The following is a 21,908-nucleotide window of genomic DNA, read 5'->3' on the forward strand; positions in this document are numbered from 1 at the left end:
ACTATCCGGCCTAGCTCCCTTCATAAATAGTAGGTAGTAGAATAACTGTTAACTTAAATTACAGTCAAATTGATAATTGGTATTATAGTAGATAGTGCTTGGAACTGATAATATAAATAAATTTCTTATGAATATAATAATATTAAAATGAATATCTTAAATAGGCCACCCACCTAACCAATCGCCATGTAATTCTATTTAAGGACAAATAATTAATTTTAAGGTGTTTAAATGTCTTCAAAGATGAATTTGATTAACCATACCCAGAAAAAGATAATTGGTCCAGTTGAATTTGCAGACAGTTTTTTTTCTCGTTTTCGAGGTCTGATGTTAAAAACAAAAATAGAATCCGGTTTGGTGCTTAAAATTCCTGCCGGAAGAGGTAAAAGAGGTTCTGCCATACACATGTTTTTTATGCGTATGCCTCTGGATGTTATTTTCGCAGATAAAAATAAAGAAGTGGTGGATATGGTCTCATTAGAACCATGGAAAACTTATACCCCTAAAGCTCCGGCTAGATATGTTATTGAACTGGAAAAAGGTATTCTGGAAAAAACTAAAGTGTCTCTGGGAGACCGCCTTGAATTTAAAAAAATAGTTATTAACTAGCCCCCTAGAGGATTACTCCTTATATGGATAGGGCTTAAAATAAATTTATACTCGCTTTCTTATTTCATTGAGGGCCATATTAGCTGCTTTTTGCACCACTTTATTTTCATCTTCGGTAGCCCTTTCCAGAGGTTTTATCGCCCTTTTATCCCCCAAAATGGATAAAGCCAGAGCAGAACCATATCTTACTCCTGATTTTTCATCACCCAGTAATTTAATCAGGGGATCTATTGCCTCCTTACTATCAAAGGTAGCCAGTGCCAATGCAGCTGCTTCCCTTACATGATAGTCCTCATCTTCCAGGGCTTTTATCAGGTATTCAACTGCTCTTGGATCCCCAACCTCAGCTAAAAGTTCAGCAGCGTCTTCTCTTACCACCCAATCTTCATTTTCCAGTTTTTTAATAAGAAAATCTATCCGTTTTGTTTGTTCTGCCATTAATACCACCTTTACTATAATTCTGTAGGATGATGATAATAATTATTGGTATTTTTTACAGGAAAAATATGATAAATTAGGTTTACATTTATTCTAAACCCTGTAAAAAATAAGTATATGGTTTAAAAAGACACGCCCACAGATTATAAATTATCCTGTATATGGGAAGGGTATCTTAAAATGGAAACGCCCTCTAAATGAGTTAATTTATGGGTATTTTCAACATCAAGCTGTCTCATATAGATGGTAATAATTTTACCCCCAGATACTGCCCCAAATGGGCAGGCAATTTGACAGGCTCCGCAGCCAGAACATTTCAAAAGATCAATCTCTAATCCAGGAATTATGGCGTCTTTAGGGCAGGCTGCGGCGGATTTACATGTTTGGCAATCTTCACATTTATCACGTTCCAGTTTAGAAGGCAGCACTGTTTCCACATCTCCTGCTTCTAAATCTACAGGTACGATCAGGGTTTTAATTTTCCCTTTTCCAGCCTGGGCCACCGCATTGGTAACCAGGGTATCTGCTATACCATGCACTATTTTGGCAATGGTATTGGAAGTGGTGGGGGATACTATGAAAAGATCATAGCGACCCATGGATAATCGACCGGTAATGGGAAAACTAAATTCTTGATCTTTTTCCCGGGCTAATTCCCGGTAATATCCCCCGGTAACATTTTTAACCCGATCATAAAGACCATACATTTTTAATACTTCTTCCCCAGCTTTAGATAACAGTACGGTAACTTCATGGTTTAAGGCCAGTTTTTCCAGTTCTTCCACACTCTCCAGAAGCAGATGCCCTGCCCCGGTAAATGCCCAACCCACACGCATATTAATTCCTCAAGATGATGGAAAAAATTTATTATAACTCCACGTATTTATAGGCCTCATCAAGGGTGAAAGCGTAGTGAACCTGAGTATACTGGCTCATAAAATGAGAAATATCTTCTCTAAGGTCCAGTCCGTCTACTGCTACTTTTTTGATGTACTGGGCAACTTCACTCATATGAGACTCTTTGAGGCCCCTGCGGGTAATTTCCTGAGTACCCACCCTGATACCAGAAGGATCATCGGAACGATTTACATCATCCCAGGGAAGTAAATTTTTATTTAGAATAATGTTGTTAGATTCCAGAATTTTAGATAGTTCTGATGCCCTTCCCACATCAGAAACATCCATTACTACTTGATGAGATTGGGTGAATCCGGAATCTTCACACAACACATTGAATCCCAGTTCATGAAGACTCTGGGCCAGTGCCTGAGCATTTTTAACTATCTGACGAGAATAAGCTTCACCAAATTCCAGCATTTCCGCAGTGGCAATTCCCAGCCCGGCCATGTGGTGGAGGTGGTGGTTACTTACCACTCCAGGGAATACTGCTTCGTCGATTTTTTCACTTATTTCATCCTTGCAGAGGATTATACCTCCCTGTGGTCCTGGAAATGTCTTATGGGTACTTCCCACCAGCAAATCCGCCCCTTCTTTAAGAGGGTCCTGGAAGTGCTTGCCTGCTATTAGTCCCAATACATGGGCCCCGTCATACATTACTTTCGCCCCTACTTCATCTGCAGCTTCACGAGCCTCTTCTACAGGATGAGGGAATAAAAATAGGCTACCGCCTAAAAGAACAATTTTTGGCTTAATTTCCAGGATCATCTTCTTCATGGCTTCAGCATCGATATTCATTTTATCAAAATCAAAAGGATGAGTATAAACCTTTAATCCCCTAATACCTGCAGCACTAACATTGGCATGAGAAATATGACCTCCATAAGGTACTTCCATGGCCATTATAGAATCTCCAGGTTTAGTAAATGCAAAAAAAGATGCCAAATTAGCTACAACGCCAGAAGTAGGCTGTACATTGGCATGCTCTGCATTAAAAAGTTTTTTGGATAAGTGTACCGTCAAATCCTCGATACCATCTATACACTCACAGCCCTCATATAGTCGGCACCCTGATACGCCTTCAGCGTATCTATGGGATAGGTCCGATATACTGGCCTCTTTTACCAGCGAGCTGGTAATGTTTTCACTGGCAATGAGGTTAATACTATTTTCCATCCACTGATTGTGCTCTTTCATGAGATTTTTAATTTCCTGAGCATAAATTTGATTTTCAGACATTTGTATCAGATCCATATAAATTATCAAGTGCTTCTCCATAGATGATATGAATAAGGGAATATAAATATTCAGTATAAAAAATTTAATTTTTTCTAAAAAAAAATAAATCAAAAGTCCTTAAAAAATGCCCTAAATTAGTTTTAAAACCCTTGAGAATGTTGAAATATAATAAAAAATATTGTTTTAGTTAATTTAAAAAAAATAATAAAAAATAAGGGAGATTATTAATCTCACACTTATTTTGCGTCTTCATTCATGGCTGCTTCAATTTGGGCCATGATTTGATCGGTTTTGAAGTGTTGCTGGTCCATAGCTCCAGATGGGCAGGCACCTACACAGGTTCCGCATCCTTTACATAGAGCCACATTAATGGCAGCCTGTTCATCTTCAATTTGTAGTGCACCATAGGGGCATAGCTCAATACAGACTTCACATCCACCACATACATCCAGATCGTTAGTAGCCACAATAGGTTCAATGGAAACTTCTCCTTTGACCATAGGGATAGCTGCTCGAGCAGCTGCACCAGATGCTTGTGCTACAGCGTCAGGAATATCTTTAGGACCTTGTGATACACCAGCGAGGTATACACCATCAGTTAAGGTATCTACTGGTCTTAGTTTAGGGTGAGCTTCCATCAGGAATCCATCTGCAGATTTAGATAGACCAATGGTCTGCCTTAGTTCTTCAGCTCCTTCAGGAGGTATTAAACCTACACCTAAAACCACCATATCATACGCATATTCTGTTGTTTTTCCAATTAAAGTATCTTCTCCCCTTACAGTTAAGGTAAGATCAGGGTTTTCTAGTACTTCAGCTGGTCGTCCACGGATAAACTTGATTCCATATTTTTCCTGGGATCGTTTGTAGAACTCTTCGAATCCTTTACCAAATGCTCGAATATCCATGTAGTAAAGAGCTACATCAGTATCTGGCATTTTATCTTTGATTAGCTGAGCATTTTTCATAGCATACATACAGCACACACGGGAACAGTATGGTTTACCCACCTGCTCATCCCGGGATCCTACACAGTGGATGAAAGCTACGCTTTTTGGTTTCTCACCATCAGAAGGCTTAACTACTTTACCTTCAGTTGGCCCGGATGCATTAATCTGCCTTTCCAGTTCCATACCAGTAATCACATTGGTGTGGCTTCCGTAACCGTATTCCAGTTTTTCAGTAGGGTCGTAAGGGTCGTAACCAGTAGCCACAATAATGGTACCTATATCCATTTCAATTTCTTCTGGTTCCTGGTCGTGCTTAACTGCTCCCCGTTCACAAATCTGGTCACAGAGTTTACATTCGATACAGTAATCTTTATCAATGGTAGCACACAGTGGTACTGCTTGAGGGAATGGTATGTAAGCTGCTTTAACCATACCAATACCTTCATCGAAGTAATTTGGCATTTCAATTGGGCATACTTCCACACATGATCCGCAACCCACACATAGTTCTTCGTCTATGAATCGTGGTTTTTTCTCTACTTTGACTTTGAAGTTACCAATGTAACCATCCACTTGTTTTACTTCAGCATATGTTATAAGCTCGATGTTTTCGTGCTTTCCTACATCCACCATCTTAGGAGCAAGGATACACATGGAACAATCCAGGGTAGGGAATGTTTTATCCAGTTGTCCCATTCTTCCACCAATGGTAGGTTGTTTTTCTATCATGTAGGTTTTGAATCCCATATCTGCTAAATCAAGTGCAGCTTGAATACCTGCTACTCCTCCTCCAATAACCATCGCTTTATCAGTTACACTTACTGTGGATGATTCTAGAGCTTCCAGTAATCTTGCCTTAGCTACTGCCATTCGAACTAAATCTTTAGCCTTTTCAGTAGCAGCTTCTGGTTCATTCATATGTACCCAGGAATCGTGTTCCCGGATGTTAGCAAATTCAAAGAGATAAGGGTTCAGTCCAGCTTCTTCCACACATCTTCGGAAAGTTGGTTCGTGGAGACGAGGGGAACAAGCAGCAACAACAATTCGGTTTAATCCCTTTTCTTTAATGTCTTTTTGAATTTCCATTTGTCCTGGGTCAGAACAGTAGTATTTGTATTCATTAGCCAGAACCACATTTGGTAGAGACTTAGCATATTCTTCAACTGCGGCAATATCTACAACACCACCGATGTTTATACCACAGTGACACACGTAAACTCCAATTTTTGGTTCTTCCATGGTTTCTTCTTTCTTTTCTTCTGCCATTAGATCACCTTGTACAAGTTGATAAAATCTAATTTAAACTAATAGTTTAGATGATTAAGGTGTATCACTCGCACATATAAACATTTCTATCAAAAATTTTGAGTAAAGTATTTATATGATAATATTAAATCCCGGTTTAAGCGTTTCTAGATAGTATATAATTAGTTTTGTATCCCTATATGGAATTTTGAATAGATATAAATCCATTGATTATAAAATATAGTATATCCTCTAAAAAAAGTTTTGATTGTTCCCTTTTTTATCAGATTTTTATCAACATATTCAATTAGATTACTAATGATTAAATAAAATAAATAATAGATATTTTTTTATGATAGCCGCTGGTGGATATAGTGAACTTAAAGATTCAGTTGATGCCGGAGAGCAGGCCATTACTAATGCGTTGACTGGAATGAATAAGGATCCAGACCTGGTTTTTTTGTTTACAACTGATTCTTATAATCAGAAAAAAGTATTTAATGCAGTTAAATCTCGAATTGGAAATTCTAAGTTGGTGGGCTTTTGTGGTGGGGGAATTATTACTCCTAAGGGTGTCCTCAATCAGGGTGTAGGTGTGCTCTGCTGCAGTGGGGATAAAATGGAAGTAAAAACATCACTGCAAAAAAATGTGGAAGAAAACTCCTTTCAGGTAGGAAAATCTGCAGGTCAGGAACTTTTATCCAGTGGAATAAAAAAGGGAACTATTTTTATATTTCCAGAAGGATTTGCATCCCATTTATCCCATTTAATTCAGGGCATGTATCACTCCCTGGGGCCGGAATATAAATATGCCGGTGGCGGAGCAGGAGATAACCTTAAGTTTTTCAAAACTTTTCAATTTACAGAAAAAGGAGTAGAAAGTGGTGCTCTGGCATCAGCACTGGTAGGAGGTATTGATTTAGAAATTTACCTGGGGCATGGATGGAAACCAAAAAAAGATCCCATGGTAATTACTGAATCTGAGGGTAAAAAGGTTATTCAAATAAATGGTATTAGTGCCTTTGATTCCTACTCCCGGCAGCTGGGTTCAATAGATAAGGATAATTTTTCACAGTATGGTATGAAATATCCGCTGGGCTTCCCGGATTTATCTGGAAATTACCTCATACGGGACCCCATAAATCTAAATCCGGATAATAGCATTGAGTTTGTAAGTGAGATTCCAAAAAATGCAGTGGGTAATGTAATGGAAGGAGAAATTGGGGATTTAATTAAAACTGCAGGAGAAATAGCTGATCAGGCTAAGTCTAAAATTGAAAAACCAAAATTTATACTGTTATTTGACTGCATATCCCGATACCTGTTAATGCAGGATAAATTTCAGGACGAGGTGGAGCTGGTACATCAAAAAATTGGAAGGGAAGTTCCTCTTATTGGTGCCCTTACCTTTGGGGAAGTAGGATGCTATAGTGATGTGCCCCTCTTGCACAACAAAACCATGGTAATGGTGCTGGGATAAAAATAATGAGGAATATTATATGGTAAAATCTGACTCTGAACTAATGATTGCTGAATTATCAGCCCTTTATGAAATTTCATCTCTGCTATTTTTAGATTCAGAAGAAGATATTTTAAGGGAATCCTTAGAAAAAGCAGTTCGGCTATTTGGAGTGAGATATTATCTTTTATTTTATGTTAAAGAGGGCGATATAGAAGTTATAAGTAGCTGGGGGTTTAGAAATCCTGAAAATTTTAATCTGAAAAAATTAAAACCCAATCAATTTTATCATTCCTTTAATCAGGTGACTAACTTAAAGATATTTATGGAACAATCTTCACCAATTGACCAGCGCCAGCTACGTATATATAATCTATTTATTAATAGTCTGGAAAATTCTCTTATAAAGGCCCGTAATATTCTAATGAGGGAAAAAGCAGAAAGAGCGCTGAGAGAATCAGAAATAATGTACCGGACTATATTTGAAAATACAGGTACAGGTACTCTAATTTTAGAAGAAGATGGTACCATATTGCTTGTAAATAGTGAATTCGAACGTCTTTCAGGTTATGTAAAAGAAGAAGTTCAAAAAAAGAAAAACTGGAAAGAATTCTTATCACCAGAAGAAAAGGAAAAAATAATGGATTATCATAAATTACGCAGAAATGATCCTTCTGCAGTTCCCCAAAATTATGAATTTCAGTTCCAGGATAAAAATAAGAATCTAAGGGACTTTTATATAAATGTAGCACTCATACCCGGTACCTCTAAAAGTCTGGTTTCCCTGCTTGATATAAGTCCCCTTAAAAAAACTGAGAGGGAGTTGAAAATATCCTTAAAGGAAAAGAAGATGCTTTTAAAGGAAATCCATCACAGGGTAAAAAATAATCTAATGGTTATATCCAGCCTGCTGAATATACAGTCCAGGAAAATTAATGATGCAGAAACCAGGGATATTTTTAAAGAAAGTCAGAATCGAGCCAAGGCCATGGCCCTGATTCATGAAAGATTATATCGCTCCAGCGACCTTAAAAAGATAAATTTTGGAGAATATGTACGTTCCCTATCCACAGATATATTCCATACCTACATGTCCCATGATAATCGGCTGGATTTGAAGTTGCAAGTGGAGGATATTATGCTGGATATTGACACCATTGTTCCTCTGGGGTTGATTTTAAATGAATTAGTATCCAATTGCCTCAAACATGCCTTCCCCTCAGGTAAAGAAGGTGAAATAAAAGTTGATTTCCATAAAAAAGGAGATCAATTTGTTTTAAAGGTCATTGATGATGGTATTGGCTTCCCCAATGACCTTGACTATAAAAATACCTCTTCACTGGGCCTGCAATTAATATATAGTTTGGCTGACCAAATTGATGCTACCATAATTTTTCATAGAGGACCTGGAACTGAATTTGATATATTATTTAGGGAAATGGCCATCGAAAAGGAGTAATATTCTTTCAATTGGATTTCATTCCTATTTTTAAATCAAAGCCATGATTATAGGCAGAGTTACTAAACTCAAAATGGTGGTGAAAAATACGCATGATGCAGTTAATTTTAGATCGAGTTCATAATTTATGGCCAAAACCATGGATAGCATGGCAGAAGGCATAGCCGCCTGAATTATAGTCACAGTTCTTTCTAAGCCACTCATTCCTATCATATATACAATTAAAAAGGCTATAGCAGGAGATATTATTAATCGGATGATACTGGTTATGGTTGCCGCTTCAATATTTTCTTTTATACCCTTCAATTCTAAAGATAGTCCCAGGGATATCATAATTAAAGGTATGGCTGCCCCTGCCAGATAACCAAGCACATCATCCACCAGGAACCCCAGTGGAATTGTCCAGTAGTTGGCTGCTGTTCCCAGAATGATGCCCCATAACGGAGGGAATATTATGGCTCTTTTAAGTATATCCTGGTACCTGCCTCCGAAAATAAAAAGCAAAATGATCCCAAATCCAATGAAAACCAGTATAGATCCCATGTCGTAGAATATTGCCCTTACCAGTCCATCTGTTCCAAAAACGCCAAGGGCAATTGGATAACCTAAAAAGCCGGAATTTAGCATTGCTGCCGGTATGATGATGCTCCATCTTGTTTTTTGAGGTAAATTTTTGCTACGGGTCCATATATAGGCAAGAGTCCCGGTAATGGCAGCTACCATGATACATACAAGAGGTATAGGTACTAGTATAGGAATTATGGATAAATCAGCACCGTACATTGCCAGGAAAATCATGGACGGTATGGCTAAATTGACCACTATCTTATTAAGGGACTGGGCATCCTTTGCCTCTAGAACTCCCCAACGGCGTATGAGGTATCCCAGGATTACCATTACAATTATAGATAGTACAGTTTCTACTGATTTTAAATCCATTATGGTTCCCTCAGATAAGATTGAAAATCCAGCCCCCTGATCTTTTATCCCCCCAAAAATAGTCACAGGAGTCTAAATAGATGGTGAGCTAATTTAATTCCTGGTTAAAAATAGTTTTTAGCCCACTAAAAATTTTTGGGTGGGCATCAAGATATGGTAAAAATAAAAAAATAGTTGATTGCTGAGTATCAGTCAACAATACCCTCGGTGGTAATCTTAAATACGCTTTCACCCTCTGGAAGATGGGGACTATCCACCAATCGAGCAATTCTTTTACCTGCCAATCCTTTTTTGAGCCATATCCTGTAAGTAGCCGCGTGGCCCAAAACGTGGCCGCCAATCGCCTTGGTAGGGCTTCCAAAGAAAGCATCAGGACGGGCCTGTACCTGGTTAGTTACAAAAACAGCGGTGTTATAGGTATTGGCAATATTCTGTAAAGTGTGCAGGTGCTGATTTAATTTTTGCTGGCGATTAGCCAGTGATTCCCGTCCCACATATTCTGCCCGGAAATGGGCAGTTAGAGAATCAACTATTAATAAGCGAATATTAACTCCACTTTGAATCAATTCATTTACTTTTTCCGCCATTAATATCTGATGGTTAGAGTTAAAAGCCCGTGCGATGTGTATTTTTTTTAAAACCTCTTCTATGTCCAGTTCAAATCCATTGGCAATTTGTTCTATTCTTTCTGGACGGAAGGTATTTTCAGTATCAATGAAGACACATTCTGCATCAAGCCCTCCCTTTTCGGGAGGTAACTGAATAGTTACTGCCAGTTCATGAGATATCTGACTTTTTCCTGATCCAAATTCTCCAAATACTTCAGTTATGGCCTGAGTTTCAATCCCTCCTCCAATCAGTTCATTGAAAGCTTCGCTACCCACAGTAATACGGCCCACATCTTTACGTCTTTCCATAACATCCAGTGCCGTTTCGAAATCAATTTGTTCTGCTTTTCGAGCAGCTTCAATTACTTTATCAGCTACTCCCTCGCCAATTTCAGCCTTAACAGCTAATTCTTTCCCAGTAGCTGTGGCCAACCTCATCATATCTCCAAATCCAGCATCACGAAGTTTTTGAGCAGTTTTTTCGCCTACATTCGGTAAATCTTCAAGTTCCACCATTTTAATCTCCCCTGATCATTTGATAACCCATTGAAAGTTATAATTCTATTTTAACAATTTTTTTAGGGTTTAGCCTTACTTCTTCATTGTATTCATCGAAATTAGCATCTCCGATGATTGTTATATTCCTACCATTTAAATCTTCGACTTTTTCCTCTAAAGCACCTTCATCAGCACTTTTAGCAATTACATCTGCCACTTCCTGAGTACTCATTTCCAGGAGTTTTTCGGCCTGTTTTCCAAAGAAAGTAACTCTTATATCTCCAGTATCATCCTCAATTCGAGCGGGTACCATAAGGAGGTAGCGAGGTTCATCTGTTTCTTCACCACAAAAATCACATATGTACTCCTCTTCAGAAGATTCCAGGCGATTATTACAGTTAGGGCACCGGTAGGATAAAATTCTTCCACCAAAGGCTTCAGTAAGTTCTCCTGATATTTTTACATTACGGTCTTCCTCTTCCAGATTTTCAATGGATTTAGGAGTATAAATCATGTCCTCTAATTCTTGGAAGGTGGGTAATGATTCAAGATCTTTATCTTTGGCTCTGTTGATTTGAGTGTTTCTACCTATAGAGAGTTCCAGATGATCATTACGGAATTTAACCTGAGGGTTTTGAATAATAATGGCATCCCCTATATTTAATGGAATTTCAGCCTTATCATCCCATAATGAAGCCCTTATGGATCCAGTATCATCTCCTACTTCCATAGAACGAACTATTCCCGGGCTTCCATCATCTCTCTGGAATTCATTAGGATCATAAAGGTCAATTACACGTGCCACTAGCTTTAAGTTTCGGTCATCTTCCTCCAGGTCGTCTATTTTCTTGCTGGTGTAGATGATGTCTTCCAATTCTTCAAAGGAAGGTAGATCCTTTAAGTCATCTTTTTGAGGTTCCAGTAACCTTGAAGTTTTACCAATACTTAAGTCCACACTGTATAGGCCTAATTTAGTTCTAGCATTTTCAATACGAATTGCTTCACCTATTTTAAGACCAGTGTGGGCTTTATCATCCCAGAGGGATATTTTAACCACTCCCGTCTCATCAGCAATATCTGCTGAACGAACCAGACCTGTACTTCCATCTTCTCTCTGGAATTCTCTAGGTTCGTTTATACTCACTATACGCCCCACAATATCTATCTCTTCTCCTTCATCCTGTATGTCAACAATATTACCTATTTTAACAGGTTCCAAATGTTTTTTATATTCATTGAGTAATTCCACCAGTTTTTTATCAGATTCCGGGTTTATGACTATTCTACTATTCCAGTTGGTGTTGATGCGGTATCCTTCTGCTGCATATTCATCAAATTCCACATTTCCACCCATAATTTTCAGAATATCGCCTTTATTTATATTCAAAGAAGTGTCGTCATTCCATAGAGTAACTCTTATTTTTCCAGTATCATCGGCAATTTCAATAGATTTTACTGATCCGGCCGATCCATCTGATCTTTCAAAGGTAATGGGGTCCTGTACCTTGGTTACCAATCCAATTACACTTATATCCTTTTTTTCGTGAGCGTCCCCTATCTTAAACATTTTTTCTTCAATTTCAGGGACATCATAGTCCCCTTTTATAATTCTACCTACCCATGAATGAGTAAGAGATATTTCACCTTCTCTACTTCGGCTTTGTGCCCCTAAAATTTTAACCGGGTCATTTTCCTGTAGATCCAGGTCTTTTATCAGATCTGTGTCCCGGTTCCAGAGAGTATATGTAATTTGTCCTGTTTCATCCTGAAGTTCAAGAGAAGCCACTTTACCCTCATTTCCATCCCTATCAAAGGTCCTGATTCTGGAAATGCGCACTATTCGGGCTATAATATTTACTTCCTGGTCCTCCTCAATAGAGTTGATGGGAGTTATTTCTTCATGATAAACCGGTAAATTAGCATCCTCATCAAGCACGTCAATGGTTGATCGGGGTTGCAGATGAATTTCTTTTCTTCCCCGATATCCCTCTTTTACACTTACCCCGTGGATGTGGATTACATCCCCTTCTTTAATTTTTTTTAGTAATTTGATGTTTTCTGTCCAGAAAACTACCCTGACATCTTCTGTTTCATCAGCAACTACAAGATTAGCTACTTTACCCTCTTTTCCTTTGCGGGTAGTGAATTTTTTAGGATTTGAAATCTGCATTACCCTTCCCTTGAGTGTCAGTTTGTCGGCACCCTCTTCCATTTTGGATATTTTATCCATTTTATGATCTTTTTTATCTGCAAGGGGTTCATTTTTTTCTTTAGTGAATTCAGCCACTATCATGCGGGCCATATCAATATCATTCATGAAGCTTACATCTTCATATTCTTTTTTCATTCCTTCCATGCGCTTAAGGAATTCCTCCTGGGAGATTTTATCCTTTATTTTAAGGTATTCCTGCTTTATTTCCTTATTCATTTGTAGTCCCTCACTATAATGATATGACTCACCTATGTTATTTATAAACTTGGTGAGCTTTTGACAAGTAATAAACCATGCCTGCTACCACTTGTAATTTAAACTAAGTATTACTAAGTATATAAATATTATTATTAGAATGGAGTTTATGATAATTGTAGGAAGTGACAATATAATCTGAAATCCTGCCCCTTAGATGATTGCAGTAACCTTTGAAATCCTTAAATCATGCCCTCTGAATAACTTATTTATAACATGAACATAGTTATAAATATAAATAAAGAACTTTTTTAAAATAATATATTTAGTACATTTTATATGGATTTTGAAGTTTAAATCCTAAAATAATGATTTGCAGGTTTCAGATAGGGATTATAAATTCCAATCAAATAGTAAAGACTAAAAATACTTCCCCAGCAGATAATTGATAGTCCTTAGTATTTCCATTGGCCGATTTTTATGATTTAAATGGAATATGAGTTTGAAAATAAAAAAATTATGATATTTAGGGTATAAAGGAGGATTATGCATGACCATGACCATGGCAGAAAAAATACTGGCTAAATCCGCCGGTAAAAAAGAAACTGAAGCAGGAGAAATTGTAATGGCAAATATTGACGTTGCAATGACTCACGATTTAACCGGACCTCTTTCAGTAGAGTCATTTGAAAAAATTGGAACCCCCCAGGTATGGGATCCTGAAAAAATAGTGGTCATTTTCGATCACCAGGTCCCTGCTGATTCCATTGATGCCGCTAATAATCACCTCATCATGAGAGAATTTGTAAAAAGTCAGAATATAAATAATTTTTACGATGTAAATGAAGGAGTTTGCCACCAGATATTACCTGAAAAAGGACATATAGTACCAGGAGAATTGGTAGTAGGAACAGACTCCCATACCTGTACCCACGGTGCTTTGGGCGCATTTTCAACCGGAATTGGATCTACGGATATGGCCATGGTATTTTCCACCGGCCAATTATGGTTTAAGGTTCCTGAAACAATTCGATTTGAGATTGAAGGAAATCTAAAACCCCATGTGTATGCTAAAGATGTAGTACTGGACATCATAGGAAAGGTTGGAGCAGATGGAGCCACCTATAAATCATGTGAATTTGCAGGAGAAACCGTAAGCAACATGTCTGTATCGGACCGTATGGTAATGTGTAATATGGCCATTGAAATGGGAGGTAAAACCGGTCTGGTGGAACCTGACCAAAAAACACTCCAGTATGTTCAAAATCACTCCTCCAAATCTTATGAAATTATGAAAACAGATTTAGATGCCCCTTCCCTGGAGAAGATGTATATTGATGTGGACGAACTGGAACCTCAAATCGCCTGTCCCCACAATGTGGATAATGTTAAGGGAGTAAGTGACGTGCAGGGAATAGAAATTGATCAGGTTTTCCTGGGATCCTGTACCAATGGAAGGATAAGTGACCTTCGTGATGCTGCAAAAATATTGAAGGGTAAAAAAGTAAATAGTGGTGTAAGAATGCTGGTAATCCCTGCTTCCAGAGATATATACCGTAAAGCACTGGATGAAGGATTAATGAATATCTTCGTAGATGCAGGAGTCCTGGTATGTAACCCCTGTTGTGGACCATGCTTAGGAGGTCATATTGGACTGCTGGGTCCTGGTGAAGTAAGCTTATCCACCTCTAACCGGAATTTTAAAGGGCGTCAGGGAAGTGCAGATGCAGAAGTATACCTTTCATCTGCAGCAGTAGCTGCTGCTTCAGCAATAACAGGGAAAATAACTGATCCCCGGTAATTAGCTGTTTGAATAGGAGTATGTTAAAATAATAAAGGTGTTAATTATGAAAGGGAAAGTATGGAAGTTTGGAGATGACATTGATACAGACATCATAATTCCAGGGCGCTACCTGGTTATGAGAGACCCTGAAGAACTGGCTGAACATGTAATGGAAGGTTTAGATCCTGAATTTAATAAAAAAGTTAATAAGGGAGATGTTATATTAGGCGGTAAGAATTTTGGATGCGGTTCATCCCGGGAACACGCTCCGCTGGCTCTTATCGGGGCAGGGATATCCGCCGTCATTGCCGAATCATTTGCCCGGATTTTCTACCGGAACTCTATAAATGTGGGTTTACCCCTCCTGGAGGCTCCTGGAATATCAAAACATCTGGAAAATGGAGACGAAATAGAAATTGATATGGAAAAAGGTGTTATTCGAAAAATAAATTCTAAAGAAGAATATCCCTTCCAGAAGTTGCCAGAGTTTATGCTTGAAATTCTGGAAAAAGGTGGATTAATCCCCTATGTTAAGGAAAAGATGGACTAGTTTAGATTATTTGATTTAAAAGGTGAGTTTATATGTATAAAATATCAGTTATACCTGGAGATGGAATTGGAAAAGAAGTAATGGAGGCTACCCTCCATGTAATGGAAGCTTTAAATCTGGAATTTGATTATGTCTATGCTGACGCCGGAGATGAATATGAAGAAATTAGTGGCATAGCTTTACCTCCGGAAACCATCGATATCGTTAGAAATTCACAGGCATGTCTTTTTGGAGCTGCAGGAGAATCAGCAGCAGATGTAATTGTTAAGATGAGGCAAGAGCTGGATTTATATGTTAATTTAAGACCAGTGAAATCTTATCCCGGTACCAAAAGTGTTTTTGATGATCTGGACTTTGTTATTGTGAGGGAAAATACAGAAGGAATGTACATCGGATTAGAGGAGTATACTGAGGAGGGTGCTGTGGCCAAGAGGGTTATTACTCGTCGGGCTTCAGAGAGGATATCCCGGTTTGCCTTTGATTATGCTAAAAAAACCGGGCGAAAAAAAGTAACCGCGGTACACAAAGCCAATGTTCTTAAAAAAACAGACGGTGTATTCAAAGATAGTTTCTACAAAGTAGGAGAAGAATACCCTGATTTGGAAAAAGAAGACTTCTATGTGGATGCCACCGCCATGTACTTTTTAACCAAACCACAAATATTCGACGTACTGGTTACCACCAACCTCTTTGGAGACATACTCTCAGATGAGGGAGCCGGACTGGTAGGAGGACTGGGACTAATACCATCAGCCAACATAGGAGACAAACAAGGACTATTCGAACCAGTACACGGATCAGCACCACGCCACGCAGGTAAGGGAACTGCTAACCCGGCAGCCATGATGCTTTCTGCAGTTTTAATGCTTGATTATTTGGAAGAACATGATGAAGCACGTAAAATGGAAAAAGCTCTAATTGATGTGCTGGCTGAAGGAAAAGTGGTAACTGGTGATTTAGGTGGAACTGCTTCTACCATGGAAATGGCAGCTGAGGTGAGAAAAAAATTGGAGTCCCTCTCTTAATTTTTTAAAACCCTTTATTTTCTCTTTTTTAGCTTAACTTTAAAATCCATTGATATTCATTTTAATTTGTTTAAAAGCAGGATATTTATATTCCATGAACATTATTTAATTAATGAGTTAATTAAGTATGAAATAATAAATTGTAGGTAAAAAATATGGAAACTGCAGATGTACGTCAGGATATTCCCTTATTGGAAGATTTAATATATTTAGACGCAGCCAGTACCACGCCCACACCCATACCCGTAGTGGAGGCAATGTGTGATTACTTTTATAAATATAATGCTAATACTGGACGGGGAGCGTACTCCATGGCAGTTAAAGCCACCCAAAAAATGGCAGAGTCCCGGGGGAAAGTGGCGGGATTTATAAATGCTCTCCCGGAGGAAGTTGTTTTTACCAAGAATACCACCGAAGCCATAAATATTGTGGCCCAGGGGCTTTCATTTAAAAAAGGAGACTCTCTGGTAGTACCAAATATTGAACATCACTCCAATTTCCTTCCCTGGTTGAATCTTAAAAAAAAGGGAGTGGATGTAAGAGTAGTTAAAGCTGATGCAGATGGTATTCTGGATCCTTCGAAGATTGAAGATGCAGTGGACCATACTACCCGGCTTATAACCCTCACCCATGTTTCCAATGCTCTGGGATCACGGCAAGATGTGGAGGAGATAGGTAAAATTGCTGAAGAAAAAGGCAGCCTTTATATGGTGGATGCCGCCCAGTCAGTAGGCCATATAAAAATCGATGTAAAAAAAATGAAAGCAGATTTTGTAGCTTTTCCCGGGCATAAAGGAACTTTAGGTCCGGTAGGAACAGGATTTCTGTATTGCAACCCTGAAGAAGCTCTTAATCTTGAATCAACCATCCTGGGAGGAGGTACAGTAAGTGATGTATCTGAAAGTGGTTATGTGTTAGAAGAATTTCCAGCTCGTTTTGAAGCAGGTACTCCCAATATAGCTGGTTTTATTGGTTTAGGAGCATCTATAGATTATATTAAAAAGATAGGCCTGGAAAAAATTGAAAAGCATAGCAAAAGCAGTACCCGCTTACTCTATGATTCTCTGGTAGAATTGAAAAATGTGACCTGTTATGGTGACCCCCAAAACATTTATGGTATAGTATCCTTCAACATTAATAATATGAATCCACATGACGTGGCCAAAATACTGGATGAAGTTAAAGGAATCTGTGTGAGAAGTGGTTATCACTGTGCCATACCTGCAATAAAGCATGTTGGTGCTTATGAAAAAGGAGGAACTGTGCGTGCCTCACTGCATTATTACAATACCTTGGAAGAAATCCAGGTGCTAGCAGATACGGTGGAAGAAATAGCAAAAACGTTTGGAGATTAAAAATGGATAAAGTACAGATTATAGCACTTATTTTCATATTTTTAATGGTTGTAAGCAGTGTTGGAGCAGTTATTCTCTATTTATAATATCTGAAGTAGGGATTCTCTAATTAAAGGAGGGAAATTTATGGTTAAATTTAAATTAGGAGCAGTTGTAGCTGAATTTAATTATGATATAACTCATATGATGCTTGAACTGGCTAAAGAACATGCTAAATTTTTAGATTCGGAGATTACTAAAGTAATAACCGTTCCAGGAGTTTTTGATATGCCTCTGGCAATTAAAAAGCTTTTAAAGGAAGAAGACATTGATGCAGTAATAACTCTTGGGGCCGTTATTGAAGGTTCAACTGACCATGATCAGATAGTGGTGCAGCACGCTTCGCGTAAAATAGCAGATTTAGCCCTGGAATATGATAAACCAGTGGCTTTAGGAATATCAGGTCCTGGAATGACTCGTTTAGAAGCTCATCAGAGGGTTGAATACGGTAAACGTGCTGTAGAAGCTGCAGTAAAAATGTGTGAAAGGTTGAAGTAAACCCTACAACCATTTTTTTATTTTAAATTAATTTTTTTATTCCGGTCTATCCTTAGAACCTTTTTCTGATTTTATGTCCTGCCCTTTTGTTGTTTTTCTAAAAAAAATAATTTTTTTTAAGTTTTTGAATTTATGATTAGTGCCAGTATTTAATCCCGAATAGACTAATCAGTTATTTAAATTATAAAGAGGGAAATAATAAATATAAAAAATAATGTTTTTATTTAGATTTTAAAGTTTGATTTGATGATTTAATTAAACTATAGAAGGTTAAAAAATGAGTACCATAAAAATTATGCCCTGCCTGGATATGAAAGACGGGCGGGTGGTAAAGGGAGTAAACTTTGTGGAATTAAAAGATGCAGGAGATCCGGTGGAAAATGCCATTTTCTACCAGGAAGAAGGGGCAGATGAACTGGCTATCCTGGACATTTCTGCTACTCTTGAAAACCGTAAAACTCGTCTTGAATGGGTAAAAAGTGTTTCAGATGTGACAGATATTCCTTTAACCGTGGGGGGAGGAATTTCATCTTTAGAAGATATAGAACTAACTTTTAAAGCCGGTGCTGACAAGGTGTCCATAAATAGTGCAGCGGTAAAAAATCCAGAGCTTATAAAAGAAGCTTCTCAAAAATACGGCCCTGAAAGGATAACTGTGGCTATTGATGGTATTCGTAATAGTAGTCTTCCATCAGGATTTGAAGTGGTGGTGGCTGGAGGTAAAAAGCCGGTGGGTCTGGATGCTGTGGAATGGGCCAAGAAATGTGAAACTTTAGGTGCAGGAGTTATCTTGCCCACCAGTATGGATGGAGATGGTACTAAAGGCGGTTATGATCTTGAATTTACATCTGCTATATCTAATGCTGTTAAAATTCCAGTTATTGCCTCTGGAGGAGCAGGTAAATTAAATGATTTTTATGATGCTGTTACTGAAGGCGGGGCGGAAATATTGCTTGCTGCTTCAGTATTTCATTACCGTATATTAGGTATCGGTGAATTAAAGGAATATTTAAAGGATAAAGGGCTGGATATATCCCTTTAATAGTTATTAATTTGAATGGAATCCTTAAATTATTATTTCTGGGAGATTTTTATATGGAGATACTTACCCCTAAAGATTTAAAAGAAAAATTCGATGACCCCTGGATTGCCCCCTACCAGAAAGTGCTTACCCTGGTAGATAAGGATCTGGTGGAGATTGTAGAATACCATCCCTGTGTATCTGGTTCCCACTGGGTGGTAAGTCAATACCAGCGCAGCAGTGATTTAATCCTGTCCTCATTTCGGGATGGTAATAAACATGTTTTCCTGGCCAAAATAGGAAAAACACCCCTGGAATTAAAGGCCAGTGTTAATGCTGCCGGTATTGAAGAAGTTTCTGTGGATAAAGACGAGGTAAAGGTAGTTCATGCTGGTCTGGCTGGTGCGGGTGTAGGTGCTGCCATGTGCCGGGGAATGGCCCAGGGAGTAAAAAGAATAGAACTTTATGAAGTAGGAGGAGGCTCTAAGCTGGGTAAAGCAGCGGTGGTAACTCCTAGAATGGAAAAGGTAGTTATAGGTGTAGATGATACTGATACTAAAGAGGAAGGAGCTACCTGGACCATGGCCCATAATATGGGAATGGAGCTGGCTAAGCAGGGATTCCATTATTTGGACCATGTAATTATTCAGTTGTATCCACATAACCCCCATAAAACCCAAAACTGTGTTTCAGTGGCTCTAACTTTTGGAGTAAATCCTGGTGAAAAGGAAAAACTGGTTGAAAAAGCGGTTGAAATCTTAAAAAGGAATACTCTATCTGATAAAACTGCCATAGCAGTACTAAAAGGTATTCAGGTTCCACAAGATCTGAGAATTTATGCAGAAAAGGCTAAAAAATCAATGATTACTGTGGAAGAATCTGAAAATGTGGCTGATAATCTAAATATAGAATTGATAGAAGTTACAGGAGCCCAGGGAAAAATTGGGGCTCTGGCTGCTTTAGGACTGTATGATGATGTAGAAGAGGCAGTTAAAGTTTATTATTAATTATTAAAATAAAAATTCAAAAACCTCCCCTGGGAGGAAGTAGCAAACTCCATGTCTGAATTTACTGTGTTTAAAATTTCTACCCTTAATTCGTGACTGCCCCAGTAGGCATAGTAAGTTAGTTGGGGATTATCTTCATTCCAGGTAATGGTTCTAACCCTCACCTCATTAATGAATATATTGTAGGTGCCATTACGGAGTATACCCCGGGTAGACGTTATTTTTTCCCCATTCATGTAAATATCAATTGTTCTGGCACTTTGAGTGTTGGTCTTAATGATAACACCTTCTTCCAGGGTTAAATTTTCAGACACATTTCCCTGCAGAGTCAAAGCTTTTTGAACATATAAATTATCAAATACTTTGCGTATATTTCCATCAGGTATGGTCTCTCTTATTTCTACATTAAGGTTTAAGCGGGCTTCCCGGGGGATTCGAAGAATATTCTCTTCTCCAGGTCGGGGCTGTTTTAGAACATAGCCCTGTCCATTAATAAATAATTTATCATCATTTTTGAGTCCTAATGTATCTAAAGCTTCTTTAGGGGAACGTATAATTGTATCTTCATTTTCCAGGGCGCTATCCACTGTATAAGGTCCCCTTACATCAAAAGTCCGGTTATCAGTGGTATTTCTCCAGATTATAAGGTTTCTGGAAGCAGGTTCAATTGATATTTTCCCTTCATCCACACTAACTGCTCCCAGTAAAGTGGAGAGCATGGCCAACAGTATAAGGCTGGAAACCAGAATAGGAAAATGCATATAAGTAAATGATTTTAAAGACTGGGTACGGCCATCCTTTCTCCATAGAATATTTAAAGATCTTTTAATAAGTTTTACAATATAATACGCAGCAATTACCACCCCAATCAGACCTATAATAATTCCTAAAGCAGGGGGAACCTGTCTGATAAAGAAAAGTGAAAAAACACCTAATGATGCCAGGGAAATGCCTAAAATACCCATTCGGATATATCTTCCCAACGAATCCATCATGGTGACCCTTCCATATTCCAGGGCCCGGTCTACAATAGTGCGTACCACTTCATTAGCCACCACATTGAGTTCCGTTAAGGTTGACATGTCATGATGAATACTGCCAATATCCACTTCTTTTATTTTAAGACCCTGTACATCAGCATCCAGTACTATACCCACATCAACCCCATAGTCTTCTTCAAAGCGTATTTTGCTTAAAGATGTTCTTTTACCTGCAAATTGGCCACTTAAAGGTTGATCAAATTTGATTTCAGGAAAGAAAAAATTTAAAAGGGGTTTGGCCGTAAGTTCTGTCACCCTTCCAGCTTTTCTTTTAAACTTGGTTTTGGTAATATCTGCTTTTCCTTCTAAAATGGGCTGGATTATTTTTTCCACCTGTTTTGGAGAAATATTTTCCAGATCAGCGTCAATAAATGCAATTATGTCGCCTTTTGAAACTTTAAAGCCAGTTTTTATAGCAGAACCTTTTCCTAGATTTCTCATATGAGAAAAAACTTTAGCTCCTGCATTTTTTGCCAGCTCACCGGTGTTGTCCTGGGATCCATCATCAACTACTATTACTTCAGTAACATAGTCCAGGGAAAGAGCAGCCTTAACCACATTAGCTACAGTTTTACTCTCATTAAATGCAGGAATGACCACTGATACTGTCATTTCTGCAGATGGTTTTTTGTTTTTTAATGAAGTTATCAGAAACAATAAAATCAATATAAACCAGGACAATTTTGCACCTCAAATAATTAAATAAAAGCTTCCTTGAAATTTAAATATTTTAAAATTCTTGCTTTTAGAAGTAAGTTACTAGTAATTTATTCCACTTAAAATATTAATTTATTTCCCTTGACTATTGATTGGTAACTAACTTAAATAATACCAGATATATA

At 38.1% G+C, this 21,908-nt stretch carries 18 protein-coding genes; 10 read left to right on the forward strand and 8 right to left on the reverse strand.

The window, feature by feature from the left end; genetic code table 11:
• Nucleotides 1-231: 231 nt before the first annotated feature.
• Nucleotides 232-609: a DUF192 domain-containing protein gene (locus HYG87_RS06115; protein WP_211532319.1), complete on the forward strand. Its 378-nt coding sequence runs from the start codon at nucleotides 232-234 to the stop codon at nucleotides 607-609.
• 45 nt (nucleotides 610-654) lie between these two features.
• Here HYG87_RS06115 and HYG87_RS06120 read toward each other — a convergent pair whose 3' ends face one another.
• The 4 genes from HYG87_RS06120 to HYG87_RS06135 form a co-directional block, all read right to left on the reverse strand.
• A complete protein-coding gene (locus HYG87_RS06120) occupies nucleotides 655-1,047 on the reverse strand; it encodes a HEAT repeat domain-containing protein (protein ID WP_211532320.1) in 393 nt (130 codons plus the stop codon).
• A gap of 143 nt (nucleotides 1,048-1,190) precedes the next feature.
• Entirely contained in the window at nucleotides 1,191-1,883 is a 693-nt protein-coding gene (locus tag HYG87_RS06125; protein WP_211532321.1) for a dihydromethanopterin reductase (acceptor), read from the reverse strand.
• A gap of 31 nt (nucleotides 1,884-1,914) precedes the next feature.
• On the reverse strand, nucleotides 1,915-3,183 hold the full coding sequence (gene glyA, locus HYG87_RS06130) for a serine hydroxymethyltransferase (RefSeq protein ID WP_211532322.1): 1,269 nt from the start codon (nucleotides 3,181-3,183) through the stop codon (nucleotides 1,915-1,917).
• A gap of 236 nt (nucleotides 3,184-3,419) precedes the next feature.
• The gene (locus tag HYG87_RS06135) at nucleotides 3,420-5,399 is read right to left on the reverse strand and encodes a CoB--CoM heterodisulfide reductase iron-sulfur subunit A family protein (RefSeq protein ID WP_211532323.1); all 1,980 of its coding nucleotides are present in this window, start codon (nucleotides 5,397-5,399) and stop codon (nucleotides 3,420-3,422) included.
• A gap of 331 nt (nucleotides 5,400-5,730) precedes the next feature.
• Between HYG87_RS06135 and HYG87_RS06140 the strand changes: the two genes are divergently transcribed.
• Both HYG87_RS06140 and HYG87_RS06145 read left to right on the forward strand, forming a co-directional pair.
• Complete coding sequence (locus HYG87_RS06140; protein ID WP_211532324.1) at nucleotides 5,731-6,858, forward strand: FIST signal transduction protein; 1,128 nt, start codon at nucleotides 5,731-5,733, stop codon at nucleotides 6,856-6,858.
• A 19-nt stretch (nucleotides 6,859-6,877) separates the two neighbouring features.
• Entirely contained in the window at nucleotides 6,878-8,296 is a 1,419-nt protein-coding gene (locus HYG87_RS06145; protein ID WP_211532325.1) for a sensor histidine kinase, read from the forward strand.
• Nucleotides 8,297-8,326: 30 nt separating this feature from the next.
• Here the strand turns inward: HYG87_RS06145 and HYG87_RS06150 are convergent, their stop codons facing one another.
• The 3 genes from HYG87_RS06150 to HYG87_RS06160 form a co-directional block, all read right to left on the reverse strand.
• Nucleotides 8,327-9,235 (reverse strand): AEC family transporter, encoded by a 909-nt coding sequence (locus HYG87_RS06150; protein WP_211532326.1) that lies wholly within the window; start codon nucleotides 9,233-9,235, stop codon nucleotides 8,327-8,329.
• 188 nt (nucleotides 9,236-9,423) lie between these two features.
• The gene (gene radA, locus HYG87_RS06155; protein ID WP_211532327.1) at nucleotides 9,424-10,359 is read right to left on the reverse strand and encodes a DNA repair and recombination protein RadA; all 936 of its coding nucleotides are present in this window, start codon (nucleotides 10,357-10,359) and stop codon (nucleotides 9,424-9,426) included.
• A gap of 37 nt (nucleotides 10,360-10,396) precedes the next feature.
• The gene (locus tag HYG87_RS06160) at nucleotides 10,397-12,769 is read right to left on the reverse strand and encodes an OB-fold nucleic acid binding domain-containing protein (RefSeq protein ID WP_211532328.1); all 2,373 of its coding nucleotides are present in this window, start codon (nucleotides 12,767-12,769) and stop codon (nucleotides 10,397-10,399) included.
• Between the two features lie 529 nt (nucleotides 12,770-13,298).
• Between HYG87_RS06160 and hacA the strand changes: the two genes are divergently transcribed.
• The 7 genes from hacA to mmp11 all read left to right on the forward strand — a co-directional run bounded on the left by hacA (nucleotide 13,299) and on the right by mmp11 (nucleotide 20,026).
• The gene (gene hacA, locus HYG87_RS06165) at nucleotides 13,299-14,549 is read left to right on the forward strand and encodes a homoaconitase large subunit (RefSeq protein WP_211532329.1); all 1,251 of its coding nucleotides are present in this window, start codon (nucleotides 13,299-13,301) and stop codon (nucleotides 14,547-14,549) included.
• A 46-nt stretch (nucleotides 14,550-14,595) separates the two neighbouring features.
• Nucleotides 14,596-15,081 carry a 3-isopropylmalate dehydratase small subunit gene (locus HYG87_RS06170; protein WP_211532330.1) on the forward strand — a complete coding sequence of 162 codons (486 nt, stop codon included), beginning with the start codon at nucleotides 14,596-14,598 and terminating at the stop codon, nucleotides 15,079-15,081.
• Between the two features lie 32 nt (nucleotides 15,082-15,113).
• Entirely contained in the window at nucleotides 15,114-16,106 is a 993-nt protein-coding gene (locus tag HYG87_RS06175) for an isocitrate/isopropylmalate family dehydrogenase (RefSeq protein WP_211532331.1), read from the forward strand.
• 155 nt (nucleotides 16,107-16,261) lie between these two features.
• On the forward strand, nucleotides 16,262-17,461 hold the full coding sequence (locus HYG87_RS06180) for a cysteine desulfurase (protein WP_211532332.1): 1,200 nt from the start codon (nucleotides 16,262-16,264) through the stop codon (nucleotides 17,459-17,461).
• A gap of 126 nt (nucleotides 17,462-17,587) precedes the next feature.
• Nucleotides 17,588-17,998 carry a 6,7-dimethyl-8-ribityllumazine synthase gene (gene ribH, locus HYG87_RS06185; protein ID WP_211532333.1) on the forward strand — a complete coding sequence of 137 codons (411 nt, stop codon included), beginning with the start codon at nucleotides 17,588-17,590 and terminating at the stop codon, nucleotides 17,996-17,998.
• 277 nt (nucleotides 17,999-18,275) lie between these two features.
• Nucleotides 18,276-19,040: an imidazole glycerol phosphate synthase subunit HisF gene (gene hisF, locus HYG87_RS06190; protein WP_211532334.1), complete on the forward strand. Its 765-nt coding sequence runs from the start codon at nucleotides 18,276-18,278 to the stop codon at nucleotides 19,038-19,040.
• Nucleotides 19,041-19,093: 53 nt separating this feature from the next.
• The gene (mmp11, locus tag HYG87_RS06195; RefSeq protein WP_211532335.1) at nucleotides 19,094-20,026 is read left to right on the forward strand and encodes a methanogenesis marker protein 11; all 933 of its coding nucleotides are present in this window, start codon (nucleotides 19,094-19,096) and stop codon (nucleotides 20,024-20,026) included.
• On the opposite strand, the gene HYG87_RS06200 is transcribed toward mmp11, so the two are convergent.
• Nucleotides 20,023-21,747 carry a glycosyltransferase gene (locus tag HYG87_RS06200; RefSeq protein ID WP_211532336.1) on the reverse strand — a complete coding sequence of 575 codons (1,725 nt, stop codon included), beginning with the start codon at nucleotides 21,745-21,747 and terminating at the stop codon, nucleotides 20,023-20,025. The two genes, mmp11 and HYG87_RS06200, sit on opposite strands and share 4 nt — an antisense overlap.
• Nucleotides 21,748-21,908 lie beyond the last annotated feature (161 nt).

The sequence above is a fragment of the Methanobacterium alkalithermotolerans genome, assembly GCF_018141185.1.
Classification (GTDB): Archaea; Methanobacteriota; Methanobacteria; order Methanobacteriales; family Methanobacteriaceae; genus Methanobacterium_F; species Methanobacterium_F alkalithermotolerans.